The 26969-nt window shown below is 61.0% G+C and carries 23 protein-coding genes, 2 tRNA genes and 1 pseudogene; 20 read left to right on the top strand and 6 right to left on the bottom strand.

Annotation, left to right across the window (positions count from 1 at the left end; translation table 11 throughout):
* The first annotated feature begins 54 nt into the window (after positions 1-54).
* The 12 genes and pseudogenes from C4Q26_RS09085 to C4Q26_RS09035 all read left to right on the top strand — a co-directional run bounded on the left by C4Q26_RS09085 (position 55) and on the right by C4Q26_RS09035 (position 10657).
* Positions 55-1347 carry an adenylosuccinate synthase gene (locus tag C4Q26_RS09085; protein ID WP_023378472.1) on the top strand — a complete coding sequence of 431 codons (1293 nt, stop codon included), beginning with the start codon at positions 55-57 and terminating at the stop codon, positions 1345-1347.
* A gap of 598 nt (positions 1348-1945) precedes the next feature.
* A pseudogene (locus tag C4Q26_RS28735) lies at positions 1946-2638 on the top strand (methyl-accepting chemotaxis protein); the annotation flags it as partial.
* 21 nt (positions 2639-2659) lie between these two features.
* Positions 2660-3544, top strand: coding sequence for a methyl-accepting chemotaxis protein (locus C4Q26_RS28730; RefSeq protein WP_371919417.1), 885 nt, complete (start codon positions 2660-2662; stop codon positions 3542-3544).
* Between the two features lie 178 nt (positions 3545-3722).
* Positions 3723-4436 (top strand): autoinducer binding domain-containing protein, encoded by a 714-nt coding sequence (locus tag C4Q26_RS09075; RefSeq protein ID WP_023378474.1) that lies wholly within the window; start codon positions 3723-3725, stop codon positions 4434-4436.
* A 93-nt stretch (positions 4437-4529) separates the two neighbouring features.
* Positions 4530-5150: an acyl-homoserine-lactone synthase gene (locus C4Q26_RS09070; protein ID WP_104882234.1), complete on the top strand. Its 621-nt coding sequence runs from the start codon at positions 4530-4532 to the stop codon at positions 5148-5150.
* 44 nt (positions 5151-5194) lie between these two features.
* Entirely contained in the window at positions 5195-5791 is a 597-nt protein-coding gene (locus C4Q26_RS09065) for an NAD(P)H-dependent oxidoreductase (protein WP_104883010.1), read from the top strand.
* Between the two features lie 15 nt (positions 5792-5806).
* Entirely contained in the window at positions 5807-6328 is a 522-nt protein-coding gene (locus tag C4Q26_RS09060) for a DUF2867 domain-containing protein (RefSeq protein WP_023378477.1), read from the top strand.
* 9 nt (positions 6329-6337) lie between these two features.
* Positions 6338-7549, top strand: a complete 1212-nt coding sequence (locus C4Q26_RS09055; protein WP_023378478.1) for an AfsA-related hotdog domain-containing protein — start codon at positions 6338-6340, stop codon at positions 7547-7549.
* Between the two features lie 2 nt (positions 7550-7551).
* On the top strand, positions 7552-8691 hold the full coding sequence (locus C4Q26_RS09050; RefSeq protein ID WP_023378479.1) for an NADH:flavin oxidoreductase: 1140 nt from the start codon (positions 7552-7554) through the stop codon (positions 8689-8691).
* A 10-nt stretch (positions 8692-8701) separates the two neighbouring features.
* On the top strand, positions 8702-9475 hold the full coding sequence (locus C4Q26_RS09045) for an SDR family NAD(P)-dependent oxidoreductase (RefSeq protein WP_023378480.1): 774 nt from the start codon (positions 8702-8704) through the stop codon (positions 9473-9475).
* A 7-nt stretch (positions 9476-9482) separates the two neighbouring features.
* A complete protein-coding gene (locus C4Q26_RS09040) occupies positions 9483-10220 on the top strand; it encodes an SDR family oxidoreductase (protein WP_023378481.1) in 738 nt (245 codons plus the stop codon).
* Between the two features lie 5 nt (positions 10221-10225).
* On the top strand, positions 10226-10657 hold the full coding sequence (locus tag C4Q26_RS09035) for a hypothetical protein (RefSeq protein WP_023378482.1): 432 nt from the start codon (positions 10226-10228) through the stop codon (positions 10655-10657).
* A gap of 49 nt (positions 10658-10706) precedes the next feature.
* On the opposite strand, the gene C4Q26_RS09030 is transcribed toward C4Q26_RS09035, so the two are convergent.
* The 4 genes from C4Q26_RS09030 to C4Q26_RS09015 all read right to left on the bottom strand — a co-directional run bounded on the left by C4Q26_RS09030 (position 10707) and on the right by C4Q26_RS09015 (position 13739).
* Complete coding sequence (locus C4Q26_RS09030) at positions 10707-12272, bottom strand: iron ABC transporter permease (RefSeq protein ID WP_104883009.1); 1566 nt, start codon at positions 12270-12272, stop codon at positions 10707-10709.
* Positions 12272-13285, bottom strand: a complete 1014-nt coding sequence (locus C4Q26_RS09025; RefSeq protein ID WP_023378484.1) for an extracellular solute-binding protein — start codon at positions 13283-13285, stop codon at positions 12272-12274. The genes C4Q26_RS09030 and C4Q26_RS09025 overlap by 1 nt, the downstream gene beginning before the upstream one ends.
* 193 nt (positions 13286-13478) lie before the next feature.
* Positions 13479-13565, bottom strand: a tRNA-Leu gene (locus tag C4Q26_RS09020).
* A gap of 87 nt (positions 13566-13652) precedes the next feature.
* A tRNA-Leu gene (locus C4Q26_RS09015) sits at positions 13653-13739 on the bottom strand.
* A 271-nt stretch (positions 13740-14010) separates the two neighbouring features.
* On the opposite strand from C4Q26_RS09015, the gene rnr reads away from it, so the two are divergent.
* From rnr to dnaB, 7 genes are all read left to right on the top strand, one after another.
* Complete coding sequence (gene rnr, locus C4Q26_RS09010; protein WP_023378485.1) at positions 14011-16587, top strand: ribonuclease R; 2577 nt, start codon at positions 14011-14013, stop codon at positions 16585-16587.
* Positions 16584-17330 carry a 23S rRNA (guanosine(2251)-2'-O)-methyltransferase RlmB gene (gene rlmB, locus C4Q26_RS09005; RefSeq protein ID WP_023378486.1) on the top strand — a complete coding sequence of 249 codons (747 nt, stop codon included), beginning with the start codon at positions 16584-16586 and terminating at the stop codon, positions 17328-17330. The genes rnr and rlmB overlap by 4 nt, the downstream gene beginning before the upstream one ends.
* Before the next feature lie 246 nt (positions 17331-17576).
* Positions 17577-18002, top strand: a complete 426-nt coding sequence (gene rpsF / locus C4Q26_RS09000) for a 30S ribosomal protein S6 (RefSeq protein WP_023378487.1) — start codon at positions 17577-17579, stop codon at positions 18000-18002.
* 28 nt (positions 18003-18030) lie between these two features.
* Complete coding sequence (gene rpsR, locus C4Q26_RS08995; protein WP_003249563.1) at positions 18031-18261, top strand: 30S ribosomal protein S18; 231 nt, start codon at positions 18031-18033, stop codon at positions 18259-18261.
* A gap of 33 nt (positions 18262-18294) precedes the next feature.
* Positions 18295-19158: a hypothetical protein gene (locus C4Q26_RS08990; protein WP_023378488.1), complete on the top strand. Its 864-nt coding sequence runs from the start codon at positions 18295-18297 to the stop codon at positions 19156-19158.
* A gap of 20 nt (positions 19159-19178) precedes the next feature.
* Entirely contained in the window at positions 19179-19625 is a 447-nt protein-coding gene (gene rplI / locus C4Q26_RS08985; RefSeq protein WP_023378489.1) for a 50S ribosomal protein L9, read from the top strand.
* Between the two features lie 113 nt (positions 19626-19738).
* Positions 19739-21136 carry a replicative DNA helicase gene (gene dnaB / locus C4Q26_RS08980; RefSeq protein WP_104882396.1) on the top strand — a complete coding sequence of 466 codons (1398 nt, stop codon included), beginning with the start codon at positions 19739-19741 and terminating at the stop codon, positions 21134-21136.
* A gap of 75 nt (positions 21137-21211) precedes the next feature.
* On the opposite strand, the gene C4Q26_RS08975 is transcribed toward dnaB, so the two are convergent.
* Complete coding sequence (locus tag C4Q26_RS08975) at positions 21212-22837, bottom strand: ATP-binding cassette domain-containing protein (protein ID WP_104883008.1); 1626 nt, start codon at positions 22835-22837, stop codon at positions 21212-21214.
* A gap of 1 nt (position 22838) precedes the next feature.
* Positions 22839-23993, bottom strand: a complete 1155-nt coding sequence (locus tag C4Q26_RS08970; RefSeq protein ID WP_104883007.1) for a YcaO-like family protein — start codon at positions 23991-23993, stop codon at positions 22839-22841.
* 580 nt (positions 23994-24573) lie between these two features.
* Between C4Q26_RS08970 and C4Q26_RS08960 the strand changes: the two genes are divergently transcribed.
* Complete coding sequence (locus C4Q26_RS08960; protein ID WP_023378493.1) at positions 24574-26871, top strand: YgiQ family radical SAM protein; 2298 nt, start codon at positions 24574-24576, stop codon at positions 26869-26871.
* Positions 26872-26969: the final 98 nt, after the last annotated feature.

Here is a 26969-nt window from a genome sequence, read left to right as displayed (position 1 = left end):
ATTCTTCGTCGGCGATGGCCGGCAACCAAGTTTGCGTGAATGAGGACAAGTGTTATGGGTAAGAATGTCGTCGTCCTGGGCACCCAGTGGGGTGATGAGGGCAAAGGCAAGATCGTCGATCTGCTGACCGAACATGCTGCCGCCGTAGTGCGCTACCAGGGCGGTCACAACGCGGGCCACACCCTGGTGATCAACGGTGAGAAAACCGTTTTGCACCTGATCCCTTCCGGTATCCTGCGTGAAGGCGTTCAGTGCCTGATCGGCAACGGCGTCGTCGTTGCTCCGGATGCCCTGATGCGTGAGATCACCAAGCTGGAAGAGAAGGGCGTGCCAGTGCGCGAGCGCCTGCGTATCAGCCCGGCTGCCCCGCTGATCCTGTCGTACCACGTGGCCCTGGACCAGGCTCGCGAAAAAGCCCGTGGCGAAGCCAAGATCGGCACTACCGGTCGTGGTATCGGCCCAGCGTACGAAGACAAAGTCGCCCGTCGCGGCCTGCGCGTCGGTGACCTGTTCCACCGTGAGCGTTTCGCCGCCAAGCTCGGTGAGCTGCTGGACTACCACAACTTCCAGCTGGTGAACTACTACAAAGAGCCGGCCATCGACTTCCAGCAGACCCTGGACGAGTGCATGGCCTACGCCGAGCAGCTCAAGCCGATGATGCTCGACGTGACCGCCGAACTGCACAACCTGCGTCGCGCCGGCAAGGACATCATGTTCGAAGGTGCCCAAGGTTCGCTGCTGGACATCGACCACGGCACTTACCCGTACGTCACCAGCTCCAACACCACCGCTGGCGGTATCTCCACCGGTTCCGGCGTTGGCCCGATGTACCTGGACTACATCCTGGGTATCACCAAGGCCTACACCACCCGTGTCGGTTCCGGTCCGTTCCCGACCGAGCTGTTCGACGAAACCGGCGCCACTCTGGCCAAGCGTGGCCATGAGTTCGGTTCCACCACCGGCCGTGCCCGTCGTTGCGGCTGGTTCGATGCCGTCATCCTGCGTCGCGCCATCGACGTCAACAGCATTTCGGGCATCTGCCTGACCAAGCTGGACGTACTGGATGGCCTGGAAACCATCAACATCTGCGTTGGCTACAAGAACGAGAATGGCGCCGTCATCGACGCACCGTCCGATGCCGACAGCTACATCGGCCTGGAGCCGGTGTACGAAGAGATGCCAGGCTGGAGCGAATCGACCTTGGGCGTGAAGACCCTGGAAGAGCTGCCACAAGCGGCGCGCAACTACATCAAGCGCATCGAGGAGCTGATTGGCGCGCCGATCGATATCATCTCCACTGGCCCGGACCGCAACGAGACCATCGTGCTGCGTCACCCGTTCGCCTGATCTGCCTTCCTGGCTGATCGAACGCCGCGGTCCTGAGAGGGACCGCGGCGTTTTCGTTTAGGGGGGCTGCGCAGGCCCAGGCGCGGGCGAACCCGCTCTCACTGAATCTCCATGGTTCCAGAAGCCCGCGAAAGTGCCGGCCTGGACAATCCCTTGCTGGACCTTGGCGTATATCCCTGCTGCCCCCGGCACAACCCTTGCTGTAAGAAGCTTCTGTAGATGCCATCAGAATAATGGCGCCAGAAAACACGAGGGTTACACCGTGTCTGCCATCCTCTCACTGTTACGAAGCCGCCTCTTGCGGCCTGTGTTTGTTGCCCTTGGTATCGCTCTTTTGGTGCAGGTGCTGGTTGCCGTTGCGCTGACCCGGAGCACCGTTACAGCCTTGGAAGCCGATCTTGGGGAACGGCTGGGGGCTGACAGCAGGAAATTGGGTGCCGAACTGGAGCAAGCCGGCCAGGACGTTCGTTCCGGCCTTGAAAGCCTTTCGAGCAGCACCCGTCAGCGTCTGAGCGCTGGATTGTCCGAGCGGTTGCAAAGCGAGCAGCAACAACTGCGCGCCACTCTGGAAAAGAACCTCAAGGACTCCGCCAACGACATGGCCGAACTGCTGGCCTCGGTGGCACCGCGCGCCATCTGGGACAACGATGTGCCGATGCTTTCGGACTTCGCCCGACGGGCCCAGCGCAATCCCAACGTATTGTTCGTGATCTACGACGACGCCCAGGGCCAGCACCTGACGCGTTACCTCAATCGACAAAACCCCATCAACCAGGCCCTGATGGAGAAAGGGCAGGGTGAGCGAGCCTTGGACAAGGTGCTCGATGCTGCCCGTCGCGACCCGTCGGTGTATTTCGTCCAGGCATCGATCAACCCCAACGGCGCGGAAATCGGCAAAGTGCTGATGGGCGTCTCCACCGCTGGGGTCGACCAGGAGCTGAAGGCCCTCGACCAGCGCTTCGCGGCCCTGATTGCCAGTGGCGAGCAACTGGTGGGCGACAGCCTCGGTGCTGCGGCCGCCGACAGCGGAAAGACCCTGCGCGAGCGGCTGGAAACCGCCCAGAACAGCGCCACGGCCATGCAGGCCAACACGGCGCATACCGTGCGCGAGGCGGCGGCCGAGTTGCGTTGGCGCATTGGCCTGGGCCTGGTGCTCGTTGGTCTGGGGGTTCTGCTGGTGGTGGCGCTGGTGTTGGGTCGCCGGGTACTCAGCAAGCTGCGCCTGCTGATCGCAGCGCTCAATGACCTGGCGGCCGGTGAAGGCGACCTGACCAAGCGCGTCCCTCTCGACAGCCGTGATGAGATCGGCGACATGGCCTCGGCGGTGAACCGCTTCGTCGACAAATTGCAGCCCATCGTTCGCGAGGCCGGGGAGGTCGCGCAGCGTACCGGTGTGGAGATCGGCGCCATGGCCCAACGCAACGCGGGTGCCGATGCCGCCGCAGCCTTGCAGCGTGACGAGGTTGCGGCCAGCCTGCGCGACCTTTCCAGCATGGCAGACGAAGCCCAGGCGGAAAGCCACGCAATGCAGGCAGCGCTGCAACAGGTGGTGGACATTCGCCAGGCCACGGATGAGAACAGTCGCACCTCCTCGCAACTGGCGGGGCTGATCGAAAACCTTGCCGGCCAGGTCGATACCGGCTCCCAGGTGATCGAGCGGTTGGCCAAGCAGAGCGAGCAGATCGAAGTGGTGTTGACGGTCATTCATGGCATTGCCGAGCAGACCAATCTGCTTGCGCTCAATGCTGCCATCGAGGCCGCGCGGGCCGGTGAAACTGGGCGTGGCTTCGCCGTGGTGGCCGATGAGGTGAGGGCATTGGCGAGCAAGACACAAAGCTCCACCGGCGATATCCAGGCGCATATCGCTGCCTTGCAGAAAGGTGCCAAGGAGGCGGTGGCAACCATTGGCCAGGCAGGTGTGAAGGCCAGCGAAGGGCTGCTCGTGCTGCGTGACAGCGAGCGTCGCCAACAGTCGGTGCAAGCTGCGGTGGAGCAGGTGCACGCTGCGATTGGCCTGGCGACGCGTGCGGCTGAGCAGCAGGCCCATGGCGCGCAGGCAGTGCGGGGCCGGGTGGAGAACATTCATGCCCAAGCCGAACGCTCCGCTGAGGTGGTGATGCAGACCACTGCCAGCAGCAAGGTGTTGGACGAGCTGGCGGCGCAGTTGCGGGCGAGTTTGGGCCAGTTCAGGGCCTGATAACGGGCCGTTCGATCAGCGGCATTCGGGGCTTGGGAGGATAAATGCAGGGACGCGCCATCCGTTAGAAGATATCGAATTGATATTGCTCAATGCCGATGTCGACCAGATGGTCTAGACTCGCGCGCCACGTGAGCAGCAGGGCATGGACATGCTCTGGATTCAGGGAGGGAGAGCGATGATGCAATGGATGGGCGATGTGTTATCGGCGGCCTACGACGCGCAGGACGCGCAAGGGCTGCTGGACAGGATTCAGGCAGCGGCGCGGACCCTGGGGTTCGAGTACTGTGCTTACGGTCTGCGCGCTCCGCTGCCGGTGACCAAGCCCCGCGTGACGCTGCTCAGCACCTACAGCCGGACGTGGTGCGACCATTATCGACGATCGGGTTATCTGGCATTGGACCCTACCGTCCTGCACTGCCAGCAATCGGTTCAGCCGGTGGTCTGGGGGGATCGGGTTTTCCAGGATGCCCCGCAGCTCTGGGATGATGCCCGCAATGCCGGTTTGCGCCATGGCTGGGCTCAATCCTGCCTGGAGGGCCGCAACGCCGGCGGCATGCTGACCTTGGCCCGCTCCGCCGAAGCGCTGGGAGACTGTGAGCTGAGGTGTAACGAGGCGAAGATGCGCTGGCTGGCCAATGTCGCCCACCAGGGCTTCTCACGCTTGCTGTCGCCCACCTGGCAGCCCAACCCCGCCTCGCCATTGTCCAGCCGTGAGCGCGAAGTGCTGCGCTGGGCGGCCGATGGCAAGACGCTCAACGAAGTTGCCGACATCCTGGCCTTGTCGATCGAGACCGTGAAATTCCACACCCGCAATGCGGCGGTGAAGCTCGGCGCAGTCAACCGTACCGCTGCCGTGGCCCGGGCGGCCTTGCTGGGGTTGTTGGCCTGAGGGCAGGCCTGGACCTGCCAAATAGTGGAGTTTTCCGCCGTCAGCGCTTGAAGTCGAATACGCGTCCTTTCTCCCCAGGCAACAGGACGCGACATGGACATCGTCATTGGCACACGGCAGCAACTCGGGAGCGCCCGACTTGCGCAAATGGAGCGTTACCGCTATCGCGTCTTCGTCGACGAACTGGGTTGGGACCTGGCCTGTGAGCCGCAGTGCGAACGCGATCAGTTCGACCACGACAACACGCTCTACCTGCTGGCCTGCAACGGGCGGGACGACATCGTCGGCACGGCGCGCCTGTTGCCGACCCATCGCCCCTATCTGCTCGACGAGGTGTTTCCACAACTGATGGCTGGCCAGGCGCTGCCGCACAGTGCCCAGGTCTGGGAGCTTTCCAGGTTCGCGGCGATGGATTTAGCCGGGCCAGGCCTGCGCGGGCGCGGTCAGTTCTCGTCCACGATTGCGGTGCAGCTGCTCGATGCGGTCTTGCGCTGCGCTGCCGGCCATGGGGCGCAACGATTGATCACCGTGTCACCCCTGGGCATCGAACGGCTGTTGCGACGGGCCGGTTATCGCTACCAGCGAGCGGCGGCCCCGGTACGTGTCGGCGCGCATTGGCTGTTCGCCTGCTGGCTCGACGTAGCCGCGCAGCCCTACACAATTGGTGAGGTTACAAAGGCCCCGGCCTGTCGTTCAATGCACCGCGCTGCCTGACTGGCCCCCTGCCTGTTGGCATCAACCCTAAAAGGATTTCGAACATGGAAAACGTTCTGGTCGTCATCGGTCATCCGGACCTGAGCACCTCGCGCGCCAACGCAGCGATCGTCGAGGCGCTGCGCGACAGCAAGGTCACCCTGCATCCGATCAGCGCCGCCCTTGGCAGCGATGGCTTCGACATTGCCGCCGAACAGAAGCTGCTGTGCCAGCACCAGCGCATCGTGTTGCTGTTCCCGCTGTACTGGTATTCGTGCCCGGCATTGATGAAGCGCTGGATCGATGACGTCTTCACCCCAGGCTTTGCCTACGCGCGGGGTGGCGACAAGCTGCAGGACAAGGAATTCATGATCGTCACCAGCGTCGGTGCACCGGCTTCCGGCTACCGTGCAGGTGGTTTCAACCGGTTCACCCTGGATGAATTGCTGCGCCCGCTGCAGCAGACGGTCGCGTATGTCAAAGGTCGCTACCTGCCGCCGATTCCGCTGTACGAGTCGGTGTTCATCGCCGACGACGCGCTGGACCAGGCAGCGCGCGAAATAGCCGGCCTGATCACCAGCAACCAGGAGTCGCCTGACGAGGCCTATGAAAAGCTGCTGCTCAAGGCTGAGCTGGCGGCCATCGCCTTGCTCCAGCAATGACACGGAGCCTGTCCTATGTCTCGAACCCTGGCCTTGGCGCCTGAGTGCGTGCAGTTGGTAGCGCCTGTCGAGCGCCTGGACTTTTTGCACTGCGACGCCGCACAGCTCGCCGCGCCGGTCACTGCGCTGGGCGTTTACCACGCGATGACATCGGACATTCCGGCATGGCTGGCCGCGGCGTTTCGCCTTCGCGATTTCATCTCGCGCCGGTTCAATGTCGCCGACATCCGGGGTTTTTCTGCACGCCCCCCGGAACGGGCGCCTGTGGTGGGCGAGCGCTTGGACTTCTTCACGGTGGAGGCGCTGAGCGACAGCCAGTTGGTGCTGACTTCGCGAGATACGCACCTCGCCGTGATGGTGTGCATGGATCTGCAGCACACCAGACCAGGCACGCAGCATCTGAGCGTGACCACGTCGGTGCAGTGCTTCAATGCGTTCGGGCGCCTGTACATGTTGCCGGTGGGCCCCGCCCATGGGCCGATCGTCAGGCGCATGCTGCGCAATGCCGTGGCGGCTTTTCCCGTCCAAACCCGTTAGGTGATCAACATGGATCGTCAATTACCGTTGACTCCGCAGGTCCTGCACAAGGGCACGGCGGAGGATGTACTGCTTTCAGAATTCCAGGACTTGTTGCCCGCCCGACTCACCTGTCGGGAGGTCGAGCGGTTGCAAGGCGAGCTGGACCCGGCGGGTCTGACAGCCCTGCACCATGCATACCGCGAGGATGCCCGGCAGGGTTGGGTACTCGCCAGCTTGCCTGCCTCGATCAGCGAGACTGACTTTGCCGTGCTCGGCGGTTTCGAGATGAACGTGCAAGGTTTCTACGCGCTGCGCGACGGCGTCTACCATCTCGCTGCACCCTGGTTGCCACGCCAGGTAGAGCTATACCTGCAGCGCCACTTCGGGCTGCCCGCAGTGGACCAGGCGCAGGTGGCCCTGCTGGCGGACAGGCTGCATGTTCTGCCCGGTTGGGAGCGGGCCAACCTGTCGTCCTACACCGTGCTGAATGACACCAACAATTACTTCTTCTACAACAAGCCTCACGAGCATGTGCCTGGGCTGATGCTCATCGAGGTCGCGCGTCAGGCCATGTACCACTACTTCTACAGCCACTCCGGCTACCGTCGTGGCGATGTGTCCATCTCAATCGAGGACCTCGCGGTCTCGTTCAACAATTACACCGAGTCGACCTATGCGGTCGAAGTGGTGGTGCAACACAGTGCTGGTCAGAAACGGCATCAGCCGCGCACGGTGGACAAGACGGCGATGTTCTACCAGAACGGCAGCCTGGTCACGACCCTCCGGCTGCGTGGCAGCGCCATGAAGATGCCGCTGTTCAAGCGCATGCGCACGGTCAACTTCCCTGAGCACCATTGGTTCGCGCCCTCCAACCGGGTGCTACCGCAGGTGTTGCTGGGCATGAGCGATGGCAGCAGCGTGGAAGGCCGACTGGAGCATGTGTCTCTGCGGGGCGTGCGCTTCACGGCGCAACTGCCCCACGCAGCGTCGAGCGTGCGGCAGTTGTCGATCTACGTCAGAGATAGCGGGTTTCTCAGCTTTGCGATCGCCGCGGTTCACCCCTCGCGGCAGGAGGGCGTGCAACTGGCGATGTTCGCCAAGCTCGACCGCGCCACGCTGTCGACCCTCAAGGAGGTCATCAAGTGCCACTGCTTCCATGAGCCTCTGCTGGAGTATGCCGCGGTGGCCGATGCGAGTAACGATCCTTTGGCCAGTCCGTGTGTCCGGCAGAGCGTGTGAGCATGACTTCGGGTTATCCGCTGACACGCCAACCCATCGACCTGGGGCGGCACCTTCAGTTGAAGAACCGGGTGTACTTTGCGCCGATGGGCATCGATCTCGGGCGTGACGGCTGCCTTACCGAGGAGATGTTTGGGTTCTACCGAGGCATCATCGACGGCGGTTGCGCCATGGTCGTGCTGGCCAACTCGGCGGTGGATGCCTCCACGCGCCTGCATTCAGGCGGCCTGTGCCTGTATGACGAGCAGCATGCCGAGTGTCTGGCGCCGTTGATTGATTATGGCCGGCAGCACGCTTGTCCGGTGGTCGTGCAATTGCAGCATTACGGTGCGCAGGGCAATCGAGCCCTTGGCGGTGGGGTGTTGCTGGCGCCCAGCCGGAGCGCGCCCGGCAAGCGCCAGCCTGGTGTCCGGGTGATGACCCACGCCGATATCCGAGCGGTCTGCAGCCAGTTCGCCCATGCCGCTCGGCTGGCTCGGCAGGCGGGCTCGCGTGCGGTCCAGTTGCAGGCGTCCAATGGATATCTGTTGAGCAGTTTTCTCTCACCTCACACCAACCGCCGAACCGACCGTTATGGCGGTTCGCCCCTGCGGCGAGCGCGTCTGCTGTTGGAGGTGATCGAGGCCATTGCCGAGGCGACGCAGGGTGAAGTCGATATCTCCGTCCGCCTTGGCATCGATGATTGTCTTGGTGAGAAAGGCCAGCAGCCCGCGCTGCTCGAGCACGTGGTGCCAGCCTTGCAACAGGCTGGCGTGAGCGCGCTGATGTGTTCGGCAGCCGTTCGTGAAACCTTCCACTACATGTTGCGTGCCGACCCCAGGGTGCATGCCCTGCTCGTGCAGGGTGTGCGGCACATACGCGAGTTGACCTCGCTGCCGGTCGGTTTCGCCGGTTTCACCGGTTCGCTCGCCCAGGCCGAGGCGTTGCTCGATCTGGGCGTAACCGACCTGGTGGGCATGAGCCGGGCGCTGTTTGCCGACAACGACCTGGTCAACAAGTCCCTGGCCGGCAAGCCGGGCAGCGTCAATGCCTGCCGCTTCGACGGCAATTGTTTCCGTGACAAGAGCAACCCGAGGCTGGACCGGGTGTATTGCTGCGTGAACGACAAGTACAAGCGGCCCGATTCGATTCGATATGACTAAGGAGAGTCCAATGCAATTCGAGGAAAAGACCGTTGCTGTCACCGGCGGCACGAATGGGATCGGTCTGGAGGTGGCTCAACGCCTGGTCGCGCAGGGCGCACGGGTGGTGGTGCTGGGCCGCAGCCTGGAAAAGGGGCGTGCGGCCATGGCACTGCTGGGTGAACGGGCATCGTTCATTGCCTGCGATGTGGCCGAGGCGGGCGCCGTGCGAGACGCCTTCTGTGAAATCGAAACGCGCTTCGGTGGCCTTGATCATGCGGTGAACGCGGCGGGGGTGACTGCCCCCTACGCGCCAGTAGCCGACTTGCAGCCGCAGGACTGGGATCGGGTCATGCGTATCAATCTGCATGGTCCGCTTTACTGCCTGCAGCAAGAGCTGCGTCTGATCGGCCAACGGGCAGGTGGTGCGATCGTCAATGTCTCGTCCTGCGCCGGCGTGATGGCCATGCCCAACCAGGCTGCCTACGTTGCCAGCAAGGCCGCACTCAATGCCCTGACCCAGGTGGTGGCGATGGAAAGCGCCACCGATCGCGATGGCCGTCACGCCGTTCGAGTCAATGCCGTCGCGCCAGGCCCGATCCTCGGCGGCATGAATTCGCCGGAGCGACTGGCGGCCAGCCCCGCGAACACGCAGCGCAAGATCAATGCGACGGCCATGAAGCGCTTCGGTGAGGCCGGCGAGGTCGCCGATGCGGTGTTGTTCCTGCTGAGCGCAACCGCCTCCTACATCACCGGTAGCGTATTGAGCGTCGATGGTGGCTATCACATCGGCAAGTTCGAGTGAGGACCTCATGAACCACGTTTTCATCAGTGGCGTCAGTTCGGGCATCGGCCATGCGCTGGCCGCCTTGCACCTGGCGCGGGGCGACGAGGTATGGGGTGTCTCGCGGCGTGCGCCCGAAGATCTGCTGCGTCACGCGGGCTTCCATTTTCGCGGCCTGGACCTGTGCGCGCCTTCGGGCTCGGAGGCTGCGCTCCAGGTGTTTCTCGGCGAGACCTGCTTCGACACCGCCTACCTCAATGCCGGGACTTTCGGTTCTGCCCCGGACCTGGCCTGCAACACCTCGGCCGAGGCCTTTCGCGAGGTCATGGAGCTGAACGTGGTGGCGGTCAAATGGGTGCTCGATCTGCTGCTCAAGCGTGATGCGCTGCCACGTCAGGTCGTGTTCTCGGCTTCCGTCTCGGGCATTCGTCAGCGCGCTGGGATGCTGTCCTACAGCGTGTCCAAGGCGGCGTTGAATGCGCTGGCCAAGGTCTATCACCTGGAGAACCCGGAGGTGTTCTTCGCCGTGCTCGGTCTTTGCAATGTCGACACCACGGTGGCCCATACCATCCTGCAGGCCGATGAACGCTTTCCCGAACTGGTCGCCTTGCGCGAGCGCGCCGCACAGCCTGGCTACGTTGCCAGCCCGCAGGAGCGCGCACGCGATATCGTCACGCTGTTGGCACGGCGACAGGCCATTGCCCTGCAGTCAGGGCAATTCTACGAAGTCAGGCAACTTCTTGAACGTTTGAACATGGAGGTTTGAGCCGCATGAATCAGTCCCGCTACGCCACTATCGTCCGCGTCGGTGCGGTATACGACGTGATCGCCACCCTGCCATTCGCCATTCCATTCGTCGCTGGCTGGGCCTTGCAAGTGTTTGCCGGCCTGGATGCCTGGCTGGGCCTGGGCACGCCATTCGCCAGGCTCGATGCGACGTCGCTGTTCTTCATCAACCTGGGTGCTTTGGCTTACGTGGTCTGGGGCATTGCCCGTTGGCGCCAGCCCACGGTGAGCAACGGTCGGCTGGATGCGGCGCTGCGCCTGGCGGTCATCGGCTTGCAGCTGTATGCCCTGAGCCAGGGAGCCACGCCAATCCTGTGGGGGCTGGCGGCAGTGTTGTTATTGCTGGCGGTGCTGCAGCTGCGCACGCCTGCGTCAGTCGGGCAGGTAGATGAGGGGCGTGCGCTGTTCACGCGTTGAGTCGGTGGCCGTGAAGCCCCCTGCTCCAGTTGGAGCAGGAGGTGCAGGTTCATGCCTTGTTCAGGTACATCCGCGTGGTCAGCAGGTACACCGGCAACCCCGACACCACGATCAGCAACGCCGCATAAGGCGCCGCCGCCGCGAACTCGACGTTGGCGGTATGAGCCCACACCTCGGTGGCCAGGGTTGTCATCCCGGTCGGGCTGAGCAGCAGGGTGGCGGTCAGCTCCTTCATCGCATCCAGGAACACCAGGGCAAAGGCCGCTGCCATCGCCGGGAAGATGATCGGCAAGGTCACCCGGCAGAACGCCGCGAAGCTGCTGGCGCCCAAGGTCCGTGCCGCTTCTTCCAGCGTTGGCGAGGCTTTGTTCAATGCGGTGCGTACCGGTGATTGGGCCAGCGGCAGGAACAATAGTGCATACGCCAGTAGCAACAGCGCTGTGGTCTGGTATAGCGCCGGCACATAGTGCAGGGCGAAGAACACCAGCGTCAGTGCGATGACCAGCCCGGGCAGGGCATGCAGCAAGTAAGGCAGACGCTCGGCCCAGATCGCCAGGCGGCCTTTGAAGCGCACCACCAGGAAGCTGATCGGCAGGGCCAGCAACACGCAGAAGCCGGCGCCACCCAGCGACACCGACAGCGAAGTCAGCAACGCCTTGCTGATCGCCGCTACAGGGAAGGCCGCCGATGAACCCACGCTCAACCAATAGCCAAGCATGGCCAAGGGTATGCCGCTGCCCAGGATCGCCAGGCCCAGGCAGAACAGCTGCGCCACGGGCATCCAGGCACGTAGGCGAACCGGCTGCGCCCGACGGGCAACGCCCTGGCCAATCCTTACATGGCGTGCCTTGCCGCGTACCCGCAGCTCCAACCAGAGCATGATCAGGCACAGCACCAGCAGCACGGCCGATAGCATGGCCGCGTTGGCATTGCTGAATTCGAGCTCGAACTGTTGGTAGATCGCGGTGGTGAAGGTCTGCAGCCCAAGGATCGACAACGCGCCGAATTCCACCAGCATGTGCAGCGCAATCAGCAGCGCGCCGCCCAGCATCGAGGGCCAAAGCAGCGGCAAGGTGACTTTGATGAACACGCCCCAACGGCTGCAGCCCAAGGTGCGCGCAGACTCTTCCAGCGAGGTGTCGAGGTTGCGCAGGGTTGCTGCCACCGGCAGGAATACCAGCGGATACTTGGACAAGGCCATGACCATGATCGCCCCGCCCAGGCCCTCAAAGTCCGAACTCAGCGACACCCAGGTGAAGCTGCTGACGAACGAAGGCACAGCGAAGGGCAGGCACAACACCACGCCCCACAGGCGCCGACCAGGCAAGTTGCTGCGTTCGAGCAGCCAGGCCAGGGCCAGACCGACGATCATGCACGTCAGGGTCACGCCCACCATGAGCATCATGGTGTTGCGCATCAGCCCCCAGACGAAGGGACGCCACAACAGGTGCAGCGCCTCGCGCCAGCCGGCGTCCCAGGTCTTGATGGCGACGTACAGCAACGGCAACACGCTCATTGCCACCAGGAACAGGACAGGCAGCACCACCCAGACCGACGGGCGTTTGCGGCGCGGCACGAAACGTACCGGCACAGGTTCGGACAGGGCGGCGGTCATCAGAGCAAGCCGACCTCGCGCTCGAGCTCGATGGCTTCCTCGGCATTGCCCAGGTCAGCTGGCGAGATCTTCGGCGGACGCAGGTCTTCGAACGGCTTCAGGCCGCGATCGGAGACCATGCCTTTATGCAGTGGGTACTCAGCGGTGGTCTGGGTGATCACGCGCTGGCCTTCTTCACTGGCCATCCAGTTGAGCAGGGCCTGGGCTTCTTTAGGGTGTTTGCTGGCTTTGACCACGGCGGCGCCAGAGATGGTCACCAGGTTGCCGGCATCGCCATCGGCCAGGTAGTACAGCTTCGACTCCAGTTTGCCGCGTTCGCGCTCGAGTGCGTACCAGTAGTAGTTGTTCACCAGCACGGCGGCGACTTCACCTTTTTCCACCGCCTTCAGGGCGACCATGTTGTTGGTGTAGGTCTTGCCGAAGGCCTTCAGGCCGGTCAGCCACTCTTCGGTGGCGTCGCGACCATGCATCTTGAGGATGGCCACGGCTTGTTCCTGGAAGGCGCCGCTGGTGGGTACGTAACCGACCCGACCTTCCCACTCAGGGTTGGCGAAGTCCATGACCGTGGTCGGCAGGTCTTTCTCGTCGACCTTCTTGGGGTTGTACACCACGATCCGCGTGCGGGCAGTGATACCCATCCAGGTGCCGTTGGCGCCCACGTATTCCTTGGGCATCATGCTCTGCGTGGCATCGTCGATCTTCGCCAGCAGGCCCAATTCACCCAGGTTGTTCAGGGGGGGGGACTCTTCGGTGTAGATGATGTCGGCTGGCGAACGGTCGCCTTCTTCGATGATCTGGCTGGCCAGCTGATTGCTGCTGCCCTTGCGGATGTTGATATGGATACCGGTCTTGGCCTCGTAGGCCTTGGCGATGGCCTCGCCGATTTCCTTGTGTTGACCGTTGTACAGGGTCAGTGTCACCGGGTCGTCTGCCATGGCGGCCGGAGCGCCAATCACCAGGCTCAGGACTGCGGCGGCCAGGGTGCGCATCAGCGGTTGCGGACGGATCGTCATGCGGGTACTTCCTCGCTTGCGGCTACATATTTGGAAACAATGGTAAACGAAATCGTTTCTCAAGTGGCCGTGTGACGAGAAATTCATGGGCAGACCATGGTTCAACGTCTGGGGGCGCGGGACAGCTTGCGGGGGAGGGGGATAAAAATCGCAGGCAAGAAAAAACCCACTAGCAAGCTAGTGGGTTTTTGTATGGTGCCCAGGAGAAGACTCGAACTTCCACGACCGTTAAGTCACTGATACCTGAAACCAGCGCGTCTACCAATTCCGCCACCTGGGCAAAGCTTTGCATCATCTGTAGAAGGCGACTATCGTTCGCTTTCACACAGTAGTAACAGATCCTTGGTCATCTATTACTTGAAATTTTTGGTGCCCAGGAGAAGACTCGAACTTCCACGGCCGTTAAGCCACTGATACCTGAAACCAGCGCGTCTACCAATTCCGCCACCTGGGCACACATTCGAGATTACATGATGCTTTACAGCGCCGTTCATCTCTACTACAACTTCGGGGTTGTCCGTCGTTGTGGTGCGCACTATACGGACGCTCCGGAGGGCTGTAAAGCCCCTGATCGAAAAAAAATTCAAAAAATTCAACTTGTTGATTCCGCAGGCCTATTGCTTCGCTCCGGACATGCCGCTGGGGCTGTCCAAGGCTGACATTTCCGGTTTCAATACGCCTATGCCAGAATTCCTATCTATATACCCCAAGGTGAACCCCTTCTGATGGCCGATTGGCAATCCCTCGATCCCGAGGCCGCTCGCGAAGCGGAAAAATACGAAAACCCTATTCCCAGCCGTGAGCTGATCCTGCAGCGTCTTGCCGACCGTGGTGAACCGGCGGCACGCGAAGAACTGGCGGCCGAGTTCGGCCTCTACGATGAAGACCAGATCGAAGCCCTGCGCCGCCGCTTGCGTGCCATGGAGCGTGACGGTCAACTTATCTATACCCGGCGCGGCACCTATGCCCCGGTGGATAAGCTGGACCTGATCTGCGGCCGTGTCTCTGGCCACCGCGACGGTTTCGGTTTCCTTATTCCCGACGATGGCAGCGACGACCTGTTCCTCAGCCCATCGCAGATGCGCCTGGTGTTCGATGGCGACCGTGGCCTGGCCCGGGTTTCCGGTGTCGACCGCCGTGGCCGCCGCGAAGGCGTGCTGGTGGAAGTCATTTCCCGCGCCCATGAAACCGTGGTCGGTCGCTACTTCGAAGAAGGCGGCATCGGTTACGTGACGCCCGACAACCCGAAGATCCAACAGGAAGTGCTGGTTACCGCCGGTCGCAACGGCGGTGCCAAGATCGGCCAGTTCGTCGAGATCAAGATCACCCACTGGCCGACCCCGCGCTTCCAGCCGCAGGGCGATGTGATCGAAGTGATCGGCAACTATATGGCGCCGGGCATGGAAATCGATGTCGCCCTGCGCAGCTATGACATTCCGCATGTCTGGCCCCAGGAAGTGATCAAGGAAGCGCGCAAGTTCCGCTCCGAAGTCGAAGAAAAGGACAAGGAAAAACGCGTCGACCTGCGCCACTTGCCGTTCGTCACCATCGACGGCGAAGACGCTCGCGACTTCGACGACGCCGTCTACTGCGAACCGCTGGGCAAGCTGCGCCTGTTCTCCGGTGGCTGGCGCTTGTACGTCGCGATCGCCGACGTCTCCAGCTATGTTCGCCTGGGCTCGGCCCTGGACGTCGAGGCCCAGCAGCGCGGCAACTCGGTGTACTTCCCCGAGCGTGTGGTGCCGATGCTCCCCGAGGAGCTGTCCAACGGCCTGTGCTCGCTGAACCCGCACGTCGATCGCCTGGCCATGGTCTGCGAAATGACCATCAACAAGACCGGTCAGATGGTCGATTACCAGTTCTACGAAGGCGTGATCCACTCCCATGCGCGTCTGACCTACAACAAGGTCAGCAGCATGCTCGAGCATGCCCGCACCCGCGAAGGCAAGGCGCTTCGCGAGGAGTACAAGGAGGTCCTGCCGGATCTGAAGAACCTGTACAACCTCTACAAAGTGCTGGTAGCGGCCCGTCACACTCGTGGGGCCATCGACTTCGAGACCCAGGAAACCCGCATCATCTTCGGCGACCAGCGCAAGATCGCGGAAATCCGCCCCACCGTGCGCAACGACGCGCACAAACTGATCGAAGAGTGCATGCTGGCGGCCAACGTGGCCACCGCCGAGTTCCTGCAGAAGCACGGGGTTCCGGCCCTGTACCGCGTGCACGACGGTCCGCCGCCGGAGCGTCTGGAAAAACTGCGAGCCTTCCTGGGTGAGCTGGGGCTGACCCTGCACAAGGGCAAGGACCCGTCGCCCAAGGACTACCAGGCCTTGCTGGCCAGCATCGCCGATCGTCCGGATTTCCACCTGATCCAGACCGTGATGCTGCGCTCGTTGAGCCAGGCGGTGTACAGCACCGACAACAACGGCCACTTCGGTTTGAACTACGAGGCGTATACCCACTTCACCTCGCCGATCCGTCGCTACCCGGACCTGCTGGTGCACCGCGCCATCCGCAGCATCATCCGCTCCAAGGTCGAGACCCCGCACGTCAAGCGGGCTGGCGCGATGAGTATTCCGAAGGCGCGTATCTACCCGTACGACGAGAACACCCTCGAGCAATTAGGCGAACAGTGTTCGATGACCGAGCGCCGTGCCGACGAGGCCACCCGTGACGTGGTCAACTGGCTCAAGTGCGAGTACATGAAGGATCGCGTGGGTGAAACCTTCCCCGGCGTGATCACTGCCGTGACCGGTTTCGGCCTGTTCGTCGAACTGACCGATATCTACGTGGAAGGCCTGGTGCATGTCAGTGCGCTGCCGGGCGACTACTACCACTTCGACCCCGTGCACCATCGTCTGTCGGGCGAGCGCAGTGGGCGCACCTTCCGCCTGGGCGACACCATTGAGGTCAAGGTCATGCGCGTCGACCTGGACGAGCGCAAGATCGACTTCGAGGTGTCCGAGCAGCAGCTCAGCGCACCAGTGGGCCGTAAAGGTCGTAACGCCGCTCCAGTCGCCGACAAGTCCGAGGCCCCGAAGGTCGAAGCCAAGGCGACGCCCAAGCCGCGCAGCCGCAAGAGCGAGGCCGCCGAGGCGTACTTCCCGAAAGACGCGGTCCAGCGTAACGCCGAAGTGCGCAAGAGCCGTGAAATGAAAAAGGCGCTGATGAGCGAAGCCCGCAGCAGCGGCCATGCCAGCAGCAAGTCGGACAAAGGCGGCAAGTCGTCCGGCAAGCCGACCAAGCACCGTAAAGGTCCGTCCAAATCTGGCGGGCCACGCAAAGGCAAGAGCAAGCCATGAGTCAGCTGGAAAAAATCTACGGCGTGCACGCCGTGCAGGCGCTGCTGCAGCACCATCCGAAGCGGGTCAAGCAGATCTGGCTGTCTGAGGGGCGCAGCGAGCCACGTGTCCAGGGCTTGCTGGCGCTGGCCGCCGAGAACCGCGTACCGGTCGGCCAGGCCGAGCGCCGTGAGTTGGACGCCTGGGTCGAAGGTGTTCACCAGGGTGTGGTTGCCGAGGTCAGCCCGAGCCAGGTCTGGGGTGAGGCGATGCTCGACGAGTTGCTCGAACGCACCGAAACCCCACCGCTGATCCTGGTGCTCGACGGCGTCACCGACCCGCATAATCTCGGTGCCTGCCTGCGCACCGCGGATGCCGCCGGTGCCACAGCCGTGGTCATTCCCAAGGACAAGTCGGCCACGTTGACCGGCGTGGTGCGCAAGGTGGCGTGTGGTGCGGCAGAGGTGATTCCGCTGGTGGCTGTGACCAACCTGGCGCGTACGCTGGAGAAGTTGCAGCAGCGCGGGCTGTGGGTGGTCGGTACCGCAGGCGAAGCCGAGCAGGAGATCTACCAGCAAGACCTGACCGGGCCGCTGGTGATGATCATGGGCGCGGAAGGCAAGGGCATGCGCCGCCTGACCCGCGAGCACTGCGATTTCCTGGTGAAGTTGCCGATGGCCGGCAGTGTCAGCAGCCTGAACGTGTCGGTAGCGACCGGCGTCTGCCTGTTCGAAGCCGTTCGTCAGCGCCAGGCCAAGCGCTGACCCTCAGCCTGTACCGCCCTTTTCGCGGTTTTACCCGCGAAAAGGGCGGTAGCTCGTGAATATGTTTCTGGCTGTTCAAATATTCACCAATCACCTTGCTTGTGCGTCCAGCCTTCTCTACAATTGCGCCCCTTGCCGAGCTGGCAGGTGCGCATGTGCCTCTACTCCCTGGCAAGACACACCAGTGTCATTCACTCCTTGTCTGACCAGATTCGCTGGCAGACTACTAACCCGTAAGGAGCATTCATGCGTCATTACGAAATCATCTTCCTGGTTCACCCGGACCAGAGCGAGCAAGTCGGCGGCATGGTTGAGCGTTACACCAAGCTGATCGAAGAAGATGGTGGCAAGATCCACCGCCTGGAAGACTGGGGCCGTCGTCAACTGGCCTACGCAATCAACAATGTTCACAAGGCTCACTACGTGATGCTGAATGTTGAGTGCACCGGCAAGGCCCTGGCCGAGCTGGAAGACAACTTCCGCTACAACGATGCCGTTATCCGTAACCTGGTCATCCGTCGCGACGAAGCCGTTACCGGTCAGTCCGAGATGCTGAAGGCAGAAGAGAACCGCAGCGAGCGCCGTGAGCGTCGTGAACGTCCTGAGCATGCTGACTCCGCCGAAGGCGATGACAGCAATGACAGCGACAACAGCGATAACGCTGACGAGTAATCCACGGACCTTTTGAGGAGCCTATTACATGGCACGTTTCTTCCGTCGTCGTAAATTCTGCCGCTTCACTGCTGAAGACGTGAAAGAGATCGACTTCAAAGATCTCAACACCCTGAAAGCTTACGTATCCGAAACCGGCAAGATCGTTCCGAGCCGTATCACTGGTACCAAAGCTCGTTATCAGCGTCAGCTGGCTACCGCTATCAAGCGCGCCCGCTTCCTGGCCCTGCTGCCCTACACCGACAGCCACGGCCGCTGAGACCGGGTCGTCGACAAGAAGTAAGGGATAAGCATGCGAGCGTTAGCTGATTTCATCATGCGCGGTCGTGTGCAGGCCACCCTGGTGGTGGTCGCAAGTGCGGTATTACCGCTGCTGTTCTGGTTGAGTGCCGCTGCCGGAAGCCTGGTGCTTCTGCGGCGCGGATTCAAGGACGCTTCAACGGTCATCGCCTGGGGCCTTTTGCCTGCGGTGGCCATTTGGGTCTTCGGCGATCCAAGCACCTTGCTGGTGCTGTTGGGAACGCTGGGGCTGGCCGCCTTGTTGCGTGCCGGGCATTCCTGGAGTCGGGTGTTGATGTCCAGTGTTGTGTTGGGGTTGGTCTACAGCCTCATCCTGGACACGGTACTGCGCGAAACCTTCGAGGTGTTGGCCAAGGCGCTTGTGAAAGCCCTGCCGCAAATCGAAGGCAAGCCGGTTATTCCCGGTGAGCTGATCGGCCCCGTGCTGGTCGCTTCCACAGCGGTGATGTTGCAATTGTTCAGCGTGCTGGCGTTGATGCTGGCGCGTTATTGGCAAGCGGTGTTGTACAACCCTGGAGGCTTCGGTCGCGAGTTTCGCGCCCTGAGGCTGCCGCGGGGTGCCATGTTGGCGTTGGTTGCAGTGATGGTGTTGGGCCCGTTCATCGGCCCGCAGTTCATCGTCCTGGCATCCGCGTCCAGCCTGGTGCTCGTTCTGGCCGGCATCGCCTTGATGCATGGACTGGTGGCGCAGGGGCGACTGGCTGGTTTCTGGCTGGTTGGCATGTACGTGACACTGCCGCTGATCATGCAGCTGATTTATCCGTTGCTCGTGGTTTTGGCCATTGTCGACAGCCTGATTGATTTTCGCGGTCGCAAGTCCCCTCAGGGGAATGACTCCGCGAACGGTGAAGGTTAAAAGTTAAGAGGTTTTACCAAATGGAACTGATCCTGCTGGAAAAAGTCGCCAACCTGGGCAACCTGGGCGACAAAGTAAAGGTTAAGGCTGGTTACGGCCGTAACTTCCTGCTGCCATTCGGCAAGGCCACCGTTGCCAACGCCGCCAACCTGGCTGCGTTCGAAGAGCGCCGCGCCGAGCTGGAAAAAGCAGCTGCCGAGAAGAAATCGTCGGCTGAAACCCGCGCAGCCCAACTGGCTGAGCTGGAAGTCACCATCACCGCCACCGCTGGCGATGAAGGCAAGCTGTTCGGTTCGATCGGCACCCACGACATCGCTGACGCCCTGACCGCCTCCGGCGTTGAAGTGGCCAAGGCTGAAGTTCGTCTGCCGAACGGCACCATCCGTCAGGTTGGCGAATACGACGTAGCCGTGCACCTGCACAGCGACGTTGAAGCCACCGTACGCGTGGTCGTCGTAGCTGCCTAAGCTGCGCTGATCGGCTGGCCCCTCGCGGTTCAGCCGGTTAACATCGGGCACGGTCCTGTCTTTCACAGGCCGTGCCCTTTGTCTTTTTCATCCTCCAGAATTCTTTCGTGGCCATGAACGAGATCACCAATCCCGAACAGCTAGACTTGCAGACCGCAGCCCTGAAGGTGCCCCCGCATTCCATCGAGGCCGAACAGGCCGTGCTCGGTGGCTTGATGCTGGACAACAACGCTTGGGAGCGGGTGCTGGATCAGGTCTCGGACGGTGACTTCTACCGGCATGACCACCGCCTGATCTTCCGCGCCGTGCACAAGTTGGCGGACGCCAACCAGCCGTTCGACGTGGTGACCCTGCACGAGCAGTTGGACAAGGAAGGCTTGTCGAGCCAGGTGGGCGGGCTTGCCTATCTGGCGGAGTTGGCCAAGAACACCCCGTCGGTGGCCAACATCAAGGCCTACGCGGCGATCATTCGTGAACGTGCCACGCTTCGGCAACTGATCAGCATCAGTACGGACATCGCCGACAACGCCTTCAACCCCCAAGGCCGCAATGCCGAGGAAATCCTCGACGATGCCGAGCGGCAGATCTTCCAGATCGCCGAGGCGCGCCCCAAGACTGGCGGCCCGGTGGGGGTCAACGAGCTGTTGACCATGGCCATCGACCGGATCGACACGTTGTTCAACTCCGACAGCGACATCACCGGCGTATCCACGGGCTTCACCGACCTGGACGAGAAGACCAGCGGCCTGCAGCCCGCCGACCTGATCATCGTCGCCGGTCGTCCGTCGATGGGTAAGACCACGTTTGCCATGAACCTGGTCGAGAACGCCGTACTGCGCACCGACAAGGCGGTACTGGTGTTCTCCCTCGAGATGCCAGGCGAATCGCTGGTCATGCGTATGCTTTCGTCCCTGGGCCGTATCGACCAGACCAAGGTGCGTTCCGGCCAGCTGGACGACGACGATTGGCCGCGGCTGACCTCGGCGGTCAACCTGCTCAACGACCGCAAGCTGTTCATCGACGATACCGCCGGTATCAGCCCATCGGAAATGCGTGCACGAACCCGACGCCTGGCCCGTGAGCACGGCGACATCGCGCTGATCATGGTCGACTACCTGCAGCTGATGCAGATTCCGGGCTCGGCCGGTGATAACCGGACCAACGAAATCTCCGAGATATCCCGCTCGCTCAAGGCCCTGGCCAAGGAATTCAACTGCCCGGTCATTGCCTTGTCGCAGCTCAACCGCTCCCTGGAGCAACGCCCGAACAAACGCCCGGTGAACTCCGACTTGCGTGAATCCGGTGCAATCGAGCAGGACGCCGACGTGATCATGTTCGTGTACCGGGACGAGGTGTACCACCCCGAGACCGAACACAAAGGCGTGGCCGAAATCATCATCGGTAAGCAGCGTAACGGCCCTATCGGCTTCGTGCGCCTGGCGTTCATCGGCAAGTACACCCGCTTCGAGAACCTCGCGCCGGGCATGTACAACTTCGATGATGACGAATAATGGCTGTACTCACTGGGCTGCGGATAATTCATTGATTCAGTAGGGCACTGTGGGATCGCCTGCGAGCTCAGGTTTTCAAGCTGCGGAGCATCCCACTTGTGCTTGGCTGACGATCCGACCTTCGCTCATGGTGATCACCCGGTCAAATCTTGGCAGAGCGTTCTGATCATGCGTTACGCAGATCAGCCCTTTCCCTTGGAATGTTTCGAATAGCAGATCCCAGGTACGCTCCGCCGACCCGGCATCAAGGCCACTTGTGGGTTCGTCGAAGAAATTGAACTCGCCAGGCTGATTAAGTAGGCGTAGCAGTGTCAGCCTGCGAGCTTCGCCGCCAGAAATGGAGTCTGCGCGTGCATCCAGCTCGCGTTCGTACCAGTCTTTGTTCAGGCCTAGCCGTTCAAGCCACAGTTCGATTTGAGCTCGATCATGAGTGTGCTCGAACAGAACTGCTCGGGGCAGCGCTCCTGGAATGAAATGGGGGGCTTGAGGGCAAAGGCGTAAACGGCTGAACTGCTCGCTTGCGTCGAACTGTGCCAGACATCTGCCCTGGAGATAGACATGTTCACGCAACTGGAACACCGTTCCCGCCATGACGTGCAGTAGCGTCGACTTGCCACATCCGCTGGGCCCAATCAGCGCGACCCGTTCACCATTGCGCAGCGCCAACGGCTCATCCAGTTGCAATTGCAATGTGTTGCGAGTGCTGAGTTGACAGGGGGCGATGCGCAGCCCTGCGCCTTCGTCGTTGGATTGAATGTCTGTCGTGGATGATGGACCGAACAGCGGGAGTTGAAGCCAGTGTTCAAGTTTGCGTTTGTCGAGCCGAAACTGATCGAGCATTCGCCAGGCATCGGCCATTTGCGCGACCCCCGACAGCAGTCCACTCACCAAGGTAAATAGAGCAACCAGTTCACCCAGGCTCAATTGCGGTGATGTCAGGGATTGATCATTTATACCCCACATCAGCAAGCCGCCACTGCCCAGACCGATGAACAGAATACGCAGGGCCTGAAGCCAGCCGCCGCTGTAGGCTACCCGAACGGCTGAATCGGCGTAGTCAGATAGTGTCTGGTTGACCGGAATCATTGCTGCAGCCTCGGCTTTTTCCAGCTTGACCGTAGACGCAATGGCAAAGGTATCCACCCACTGTTCGGCCAGTTCGTCCTCTCGCGAGTTCACCGCCTCGATATGCGGTCGGCGCCAACGCACCAAGCGATCATTGGCCCATAAGTACACCAAGCTCAAAGGAATGAGACCAATCAGGACCGAGCTAGCCCCCAGATAGGCGAACAGTGTGGCCAGCAGCATCGCCTCCGCCAACACTGGCCATGCTGATCCGATCAGAAAGCCGAGCCATCGCTCTTGGGCCGTTAATCCCCTATCCAGTACTTTTACCAAGGTTCCGCCATGGAGTTGTCCATAGGCTTCGAAGCGTTTGTCCAGCAATCCTCGGCACCAACGGATGGAGAGTTGCTTCACACGGTCTTGGCAGAGGCGTGCCAGGCTCCAGGCTTGTATAGGGGTCAATGAGGCTTGCAATGCGATAAGGCATATGAAGGCTCCGAGCAAAAACTGGGAAGACGAGACGGAGATCGACAGGTTATCGATAACGTTGGCCAAAATCAGGGCTGGTACGACGGTCGCGACTTTCAATATCAATGTCGTGCTCAAGGCAGCGACAACGCCTCGATAAATATGCATGTCAGTCCCTTGTGTCTTTGAATACGGATTGCGGGGCGACTGGAATGCCGGACCTGATCAAATGGAATCGCTCCAGTCCAGGTATGAAAACCTGCACGACTGTGGCGAAATTCGGGTGCGCATAAAGGGTGCGGTAAAATATGGCTCTATTGTGCTTGCCCAGATTTATCAATGTGCGCTTTATCTGCCTGCGTACGCTGAGTTCGGGGCTCTGGGGGTGCCAGGTAGGTACGGTATGAGTGGGGCAGGGGTTCAGAAGGGCGGCAAGTCGCTCGGATTGTAGCAGCATCGTTGCTGTAGAAAGGTCTTCTTGTTTTTCCACATGACCATGAAGTTGTTCGCATTGAATATTTTCAGTCACGGCGCGATACATTGCGATGGATGGGCTTATGGAGCAGCCGGAGCCGACATGGCAGAGTGTGCCGATTCTTTTTTCGGGTGAAATGGCAATGCAAAATGGCACGTCATAAAAGTCATGGGACAGGAAAATATTCAAATTCTTGGCGTGGCGAAAGAGCGCATTGTCATGAGTGAAAACTTCTTCCAGGAAAGTGTCCGAGGGGCGGTAAAGTTCTGGTGGAGAAGACAATCCACAGAGCGATAGATAATACAGGGAGAGCGCATGGCGCTCGATGGCCTCATTGATGGCATGCAACAGTGCTTCATTCTCTGTGCAACCCAGCGCCATGCCAGCGTTCGTTGCATATTTGGCAAGGAAGCCAGCGGCAGTCCTTTCGATTTCGTCTACATTTTTGGGTGAGGGAGCCATCATTATCGCCGGTACGTTAATTTCGGCGTGGCTGTCCAGGGCTTCGAGCTTGAAATAAGGTATTTGGCAGTTGGAAGGTATAGACTTTAGCAGCCAATCGTCGAACGGCTCCATGGACTTTAAGATATGGTCGCTGCTGATCAGGGTGGGAGCGATGGCATCCATAAAGTAGTGTTCAAGGCTCTCGGCAAGTGCGCCTAGCTCACAGTATTCTCCCTTGCCGGCACCACTGGAAACCTCTTTAAAGGATCTGTCGTATAAATGGCAGGTGGCGACCAGTCCATTTTTTTTCGAGTGATGTATCCTCGCATGCAAGCCTAGCTGACGATGCAACCCTGTCAGGCGGTTGTAGGCTTCCTCAATATTCAGTTCTCGCTCGGTTATCATTTCTGGCTCCTAGGCGTGACCAGAAGGGGCGGTTGCCCCTTCTGGTCAAGGTCTTACATCATGTTGAGGAAGTCGATCTCGGACTCAGTGAACGTATAGTTCATTGCGCGAGAGAGCTGCAGGGTGTGAATTTCAGAACGACGACGTCCCATGGTATGTGCTCCTTTTAGTTGTTTGAGTTGCGCGTGTCAGCGCATGGGTGTTGTAACACTTGCTTTTTTGTTTGTTCAATATTGGTTTTGGCATTGCAAGGGAAAGTTTGTGTAGGTTTTTTTACTTGAGTGTGAAGTCTTGCTCCTACAGTTCTCGGTGGAGTTGGTAAATATTTGTTGATAATTAGTGGGTTAATGTTTTTTTAGGGGGGAAGGGGGGAATCATTTTGTAAAAGATTGAATGGATTGCTAACGGTTGGCTGGGAAAACAGGGAAGGGGACGGAGGTCTGATGGTCGGGATTTCCATTGGCAACCTGTCCAGGCGTCGGGCAGGTCATCAATTCCCAGGAAGGTGGTCGGATTTGGTCAAAATTTGTGCTATATTCCGCGCCCGCGATTTCCCTGCACACCAGAACCGGTCACTGACATGCAAGCAGCCAAACCACTCTACGACTATCCAAAGTACTGGGCCGAATGCTTCGGGCCAGCGCCTTTCCTGCCCATGAGCAGGGAGGAGATGGATCTGCTCGGCTGGGATTCCTGCGACATCATCATCGTGACCGGCGACGCCTACGTCGACCACCCGTCGTTCGGCATGGCCATCATTGGCCGCCTGCTGGAAGCCCAGGGCTTTCGCGTGGGGATCATCGCCCAGCCGAACTGGCAGTCCAAAGACGACTTCATGAAGCTCGGCGAGCCGAACCTGTTCTTCGGTGTGGCCGCGGGCAACATGGACTCGATGATCAACCGCTACACCGCGGACAAGAAGATCCGTTCCGACGACGCCTATACCCCAGGTGGCCTGGCCGGCAAGCGTCCGGATCGCGCCAGCCTGGTGTACAGCCAGCGCTGCAAGGAAGCCTACAAGCATGTGCCGATCGTGCTTGGTGGCATCGAGGCTTCGCTGCGCCGTATCGCCCACTACGACTACTGGCAGGACAAGGTCCGCCACTCGATCCTGATCGACGCCAGCGCCGATATCCTGCTGTTCGGCAACGCCGAGCGGGCGGTGGTCGAGGTGGCTCAGCGCTTGTCCAACGGCGAGAAGATCGAAACCATCACCGATGTGCGCGGCACAGCCTTCGTGCGTCGTGACACGCCAGAGGGCTGGTACGAGATCGACTCCACCCGTATCGACCGTCCGGGCCGTGTCGACAAGATCATCAACCCGTACGTGAACACCCAGGACACCCAGGCCTGCGCCATCGAGCAGGCCAAGGGCGAGGTCGAAGACCCGAACGAAGCCAAGGTTGTGCAGATTCTCGATAGCCCGCGCATGACCCGGGAGAAGTCGGTCATTCGCCTGCCGTCGTTCGAAAAGGTTCGTAACGACCCGGTGCTGTATGCCCACGCCAACCGAGTGCTGCACCTGGAGACCAACCCTGGCAACGCCCGCGCCCTGGTGCAGAAGCATGGCGAAGTGGACGTGTGGTTCAACCCACCACCCATCCCCATGACCACCGAGGAAATGGACTACGTGTTCGGCATGCCCTACGCCCGTGTACCGCACCCGGCCTATGGCAAGGAGCGCATCCCGGCCTACGAGATGATCCGATTCTCGGTGAACATCATGCGTGGCTGCTTTGGTGGCTGCACCTTCTGCTCGATCACCGAGCACGAAGGCCGGATCATCCAGAACCGCTCGCACGAGTCGATTCTTCACGAAATCGAAGAGATGCGCGACAAGGTGCCGGGCTTCACCGGCGTGGTCTCCGACCTGGGCGGGCCAACCGCCAACATGTACCGCATCGCGTGCAAGAGCCCCGACATCGAGAAGCACTGCCGCAAGCCGTCGTGCGTGTTCCCAGGTATCTGCGAGAACCTCAACACCGACCACAGCTCGCTGATCGAGCTGTACCGCAAGGCGCGTGCCTTGCCGGGTGTGAAGAAGATCCTGATCGCCTCGGGCCTGCGCTACGACCTGGCTGTCGAATCGCCGGAGTACGTCAAGGAACTGGTCACCCACCACGTTGGCGGATACCTGAAGATTGCCCCGGAACACACCGAGCGTGGCCCGCTGGACAAGATGATGAAGCCAGGTATCGGTACCTACGACCGCTTCAAGCGCATGTTCGAGAAGTTCTCGAAAGAGGCGGGCAAGGAGCAGTACCTGATTCCTTACTTCATCGCGGCGCACCCTGGCACGACCGACGAAGACATGATGAACCTGGCCCTGTGGCTCAAGAGCAACGGCTTCCGTGCCGACCAGGTGCAAGCGTTCTACCCTTCGCCGATGGCATCGGCCACGGCCATGTACCACTCGGGCAAGAACCCGCTGCGCAAGGTGACCTACAAGAGCGAAGGGGTGGAGATCGTCAAGAGCGAGGAGCAGCGTCGTCTGCACAAGGCGTTCCTGCGCTACCACGATCCGAAGGGCTGGCCGATGCTGCGTGAGGCGCTGCAGCGCATGGGTCGTGCTGACCTGATCGGCCCGGGCAAGCATCAGTTGATTCCGTTGCACCAGCCGCAGACCGACGCTTACCAGAGTGCCCGTCGCAAGAACTCGACGCCGGCCGGTAGCCATAAAGTGGGCAAGGACCAGAAGATCCTCACCCAGCACACCGGCCTGCCGCCGCGTGCCAGCGATGGCAGCAAGCCTTGGGACAAGCGCGAAAAGGCCAAGGCCGAAGCGTTCGCCCGCAATCAACAGGCGGCCAAGGAGCGCAGGGAATCGGCGAAGGGTGGCAAGGGCAAGAAGCCGCGTCAGCCAGTAATCCCGCGCTGATCGAGCGCTAGAACCCTGTGGGAGCGGGTTACCCACGCGTGGGTGGATTCACCGACGTATGTGCGGATGAACCCACTCCCACAGGTTAGCTGTCAGGC

The sequence above is a fragment of the Pseudomonas sp. SWI44 genome (genome assembly GCF_002947915.1).
GTDB lineage: Bacteria > Pseudomonadota > Gammaproteobacteria > Pseudomonadales > Pseudomonadaceae > Aquipseudomonas > Aquipseudomonas taiwanensis.
This window is presented reverse-complemented; position numbering and strand designations above follow the sequence as displayed.

What these genes read in the sequence shown, in the direction of transcription:
- rpsF (WP_023378487.1), top strand. Translation starts at nt 17,577, where the DNA reads ATGCGTCATTACGAAATCATCTTCCTGGTTCACCCGGACCAGAGCGAG.
- C4Q26_RS08975 (WP_104883008.1), bottom strand. Translation starts at nt 22,837, where the DNA reads ATGCATATTTATCGAGGCGTTGTCGCTGCCTTGAGCACGACATTGATA.
- C4Q26_RS09075 (WP_023378474.1), top strand. Translation starts at nt 3,723, where the DNA reads ATGATGCAATGGATGGGCGATGTGTTATCGGCGGCCTACGACGCGCAG.
- C4Q26_RS09040 (WP_023378481.1), top strand. Translation starts at nt 9,483, where the DNA reads ATGAACCACGTTTTCATCAGTGGCGTCAGTTCGGGCATCGGCCATGCG.
- rlmB (WP_023378486.1), top strand. Translation starts at nt 16,584, where the DNA reads ATGAGTCAGCTGGAAAAAATCTACGGCGTGCACGCCGTGCAGGCGCTG.
- C4Q26_RS09065 (WP_104883010.1), top strand. Translation starts at nt 5,195, where the DNA reads ATGGAAAACGTTCTGGTCGTCATCGGTCATCCGGACCTGAGCACCTCG.
- C4Q26_RS09050 (WP_023378479.1), top strand. Translation starts at nt 7,552, where the DNA reads ATGACTTCGGGTTATCCGCTGACACGCCAACCCATCGACCTGGGGCGG.
- C4Q26_RS09025 (WP_023378484.1), bottom strand. Translation starts at nt 13,285, where the DNA reads ATGACGATCCGTCCGCAACCGCTGATGCGCACCCTGGCCGCCGCAGTC.
- rplI (WP_023378489.1), top strand. Translation starts at nt 19,179, where the DNA reads ATGGAACTGATCCTGCTGGAAAAAGTCGCCAACCTGGGCAACCTGGGC.
- C4Q26_RS08970 (WP_104883007.1), bottom strand. Translation starts at nt 23,993, where the DNA reads ATGATAACCGAGCGAGAACTGAATATTGAGGAAGCCTACAACCGCCTG.
- C4Q26_RS09030 (WP_104883009.1), bottom strand. Translation starts at nt 12,272, where the DNA reads ATGACCGCCGCCCTGTCCGAACCTGTGCCGGTACGTTTCGTGCCGCGC.
- C4Q26_RS28730 (WP_371919417.1), top strand. Translation starts at nt 2,660, where the DNA reads ATGGCCTCGGCGGTGAACCGCTTCGTCGACAAATTGCAGCCCATCGTT.
- C4Q26_RS09085 (WP_023378472.1), top strand. Translation starts at nt 55, where the DNA reads ATGGGTAAGAATGTCGTCGTCCTGGGCACCCAGTGGGGTGATGAGGGC.
- C4Q26_RS09045 (WP_023378480.1), top strand. Translation starts at nt 8,702, where the DNA reads ATGCAATTCGAGGAAAAGACCGTTGCTGTCACCGGCGGCACGAATGGG.
- C4Q26_RS08990 (WP_023378488.1), top strand. Translation starts at nt 18,295, where the DNA reads ATGCGAGCGTTAGCTGATTTCATCATGCGCGGTCGTGTGCAGGCCACC.
- C4Q26_RS09070 (WP_104882234.1), top strand. Translation starts at nt 4,530, where the DNA reads ATGGACATCGTCATTGGCACACGGCAGCAACTCGGGAGCGCCCGACTT.
- dnaB (WP_104882396.1), top strand. Translation starts at nt 19,739, where the DNA reads ATGAACGAGATCACCAATCCCGAACAGCTAGACTTGCAGACCGCAGCC.
- C4Q26_RS09060 (WP_023378477.1), top strand. Translation starts at nt 5,807, where the DNA reads ATGTCTCGAACCCTGGCCTTGGCGCCTGAGTGCGTGCAGTTGGTAGCG.
- rpsR (WP_003249563.1), top strand. Translation starts at nt 18,031, where the DNA reads ATGGCACGTTTCTTCCGTCGTCGTAAATTCTGCCGCTTCACTGCTGAA.
- C4Q26_RS09055 (WP_023378478.1), top strand. Translation starts at nt 6,338, where the DNA reads ATGGATCGTCAATTACCGTTGACTCCGCAGGTCCTGCACAAGGGCACG.
- rnr (WP_023378485.1), top strand. Translation starts at nt 14,011, where the DNA reads ATGGCCGATTGGCAATCCCTCGATCCCGAGGCCGCTCGCGAAGCGGAA.
- C4Q26_RS09035 (WP_023378482.1), top strand. Translation starts at nt 10,226, where the DNA reads ATGAATCAGTCCCGCTACGCCACTATCGTCCGCGTCGGTGCGGTATAC.
- C4Q26_RS08960 (WP_023378493.1), top strand. Translation starts at nt 24,574, where the DNA reads ATGCAAGCAGCCAAACCACTCTACGACTATCCAAAGTACTGGGCCGAA.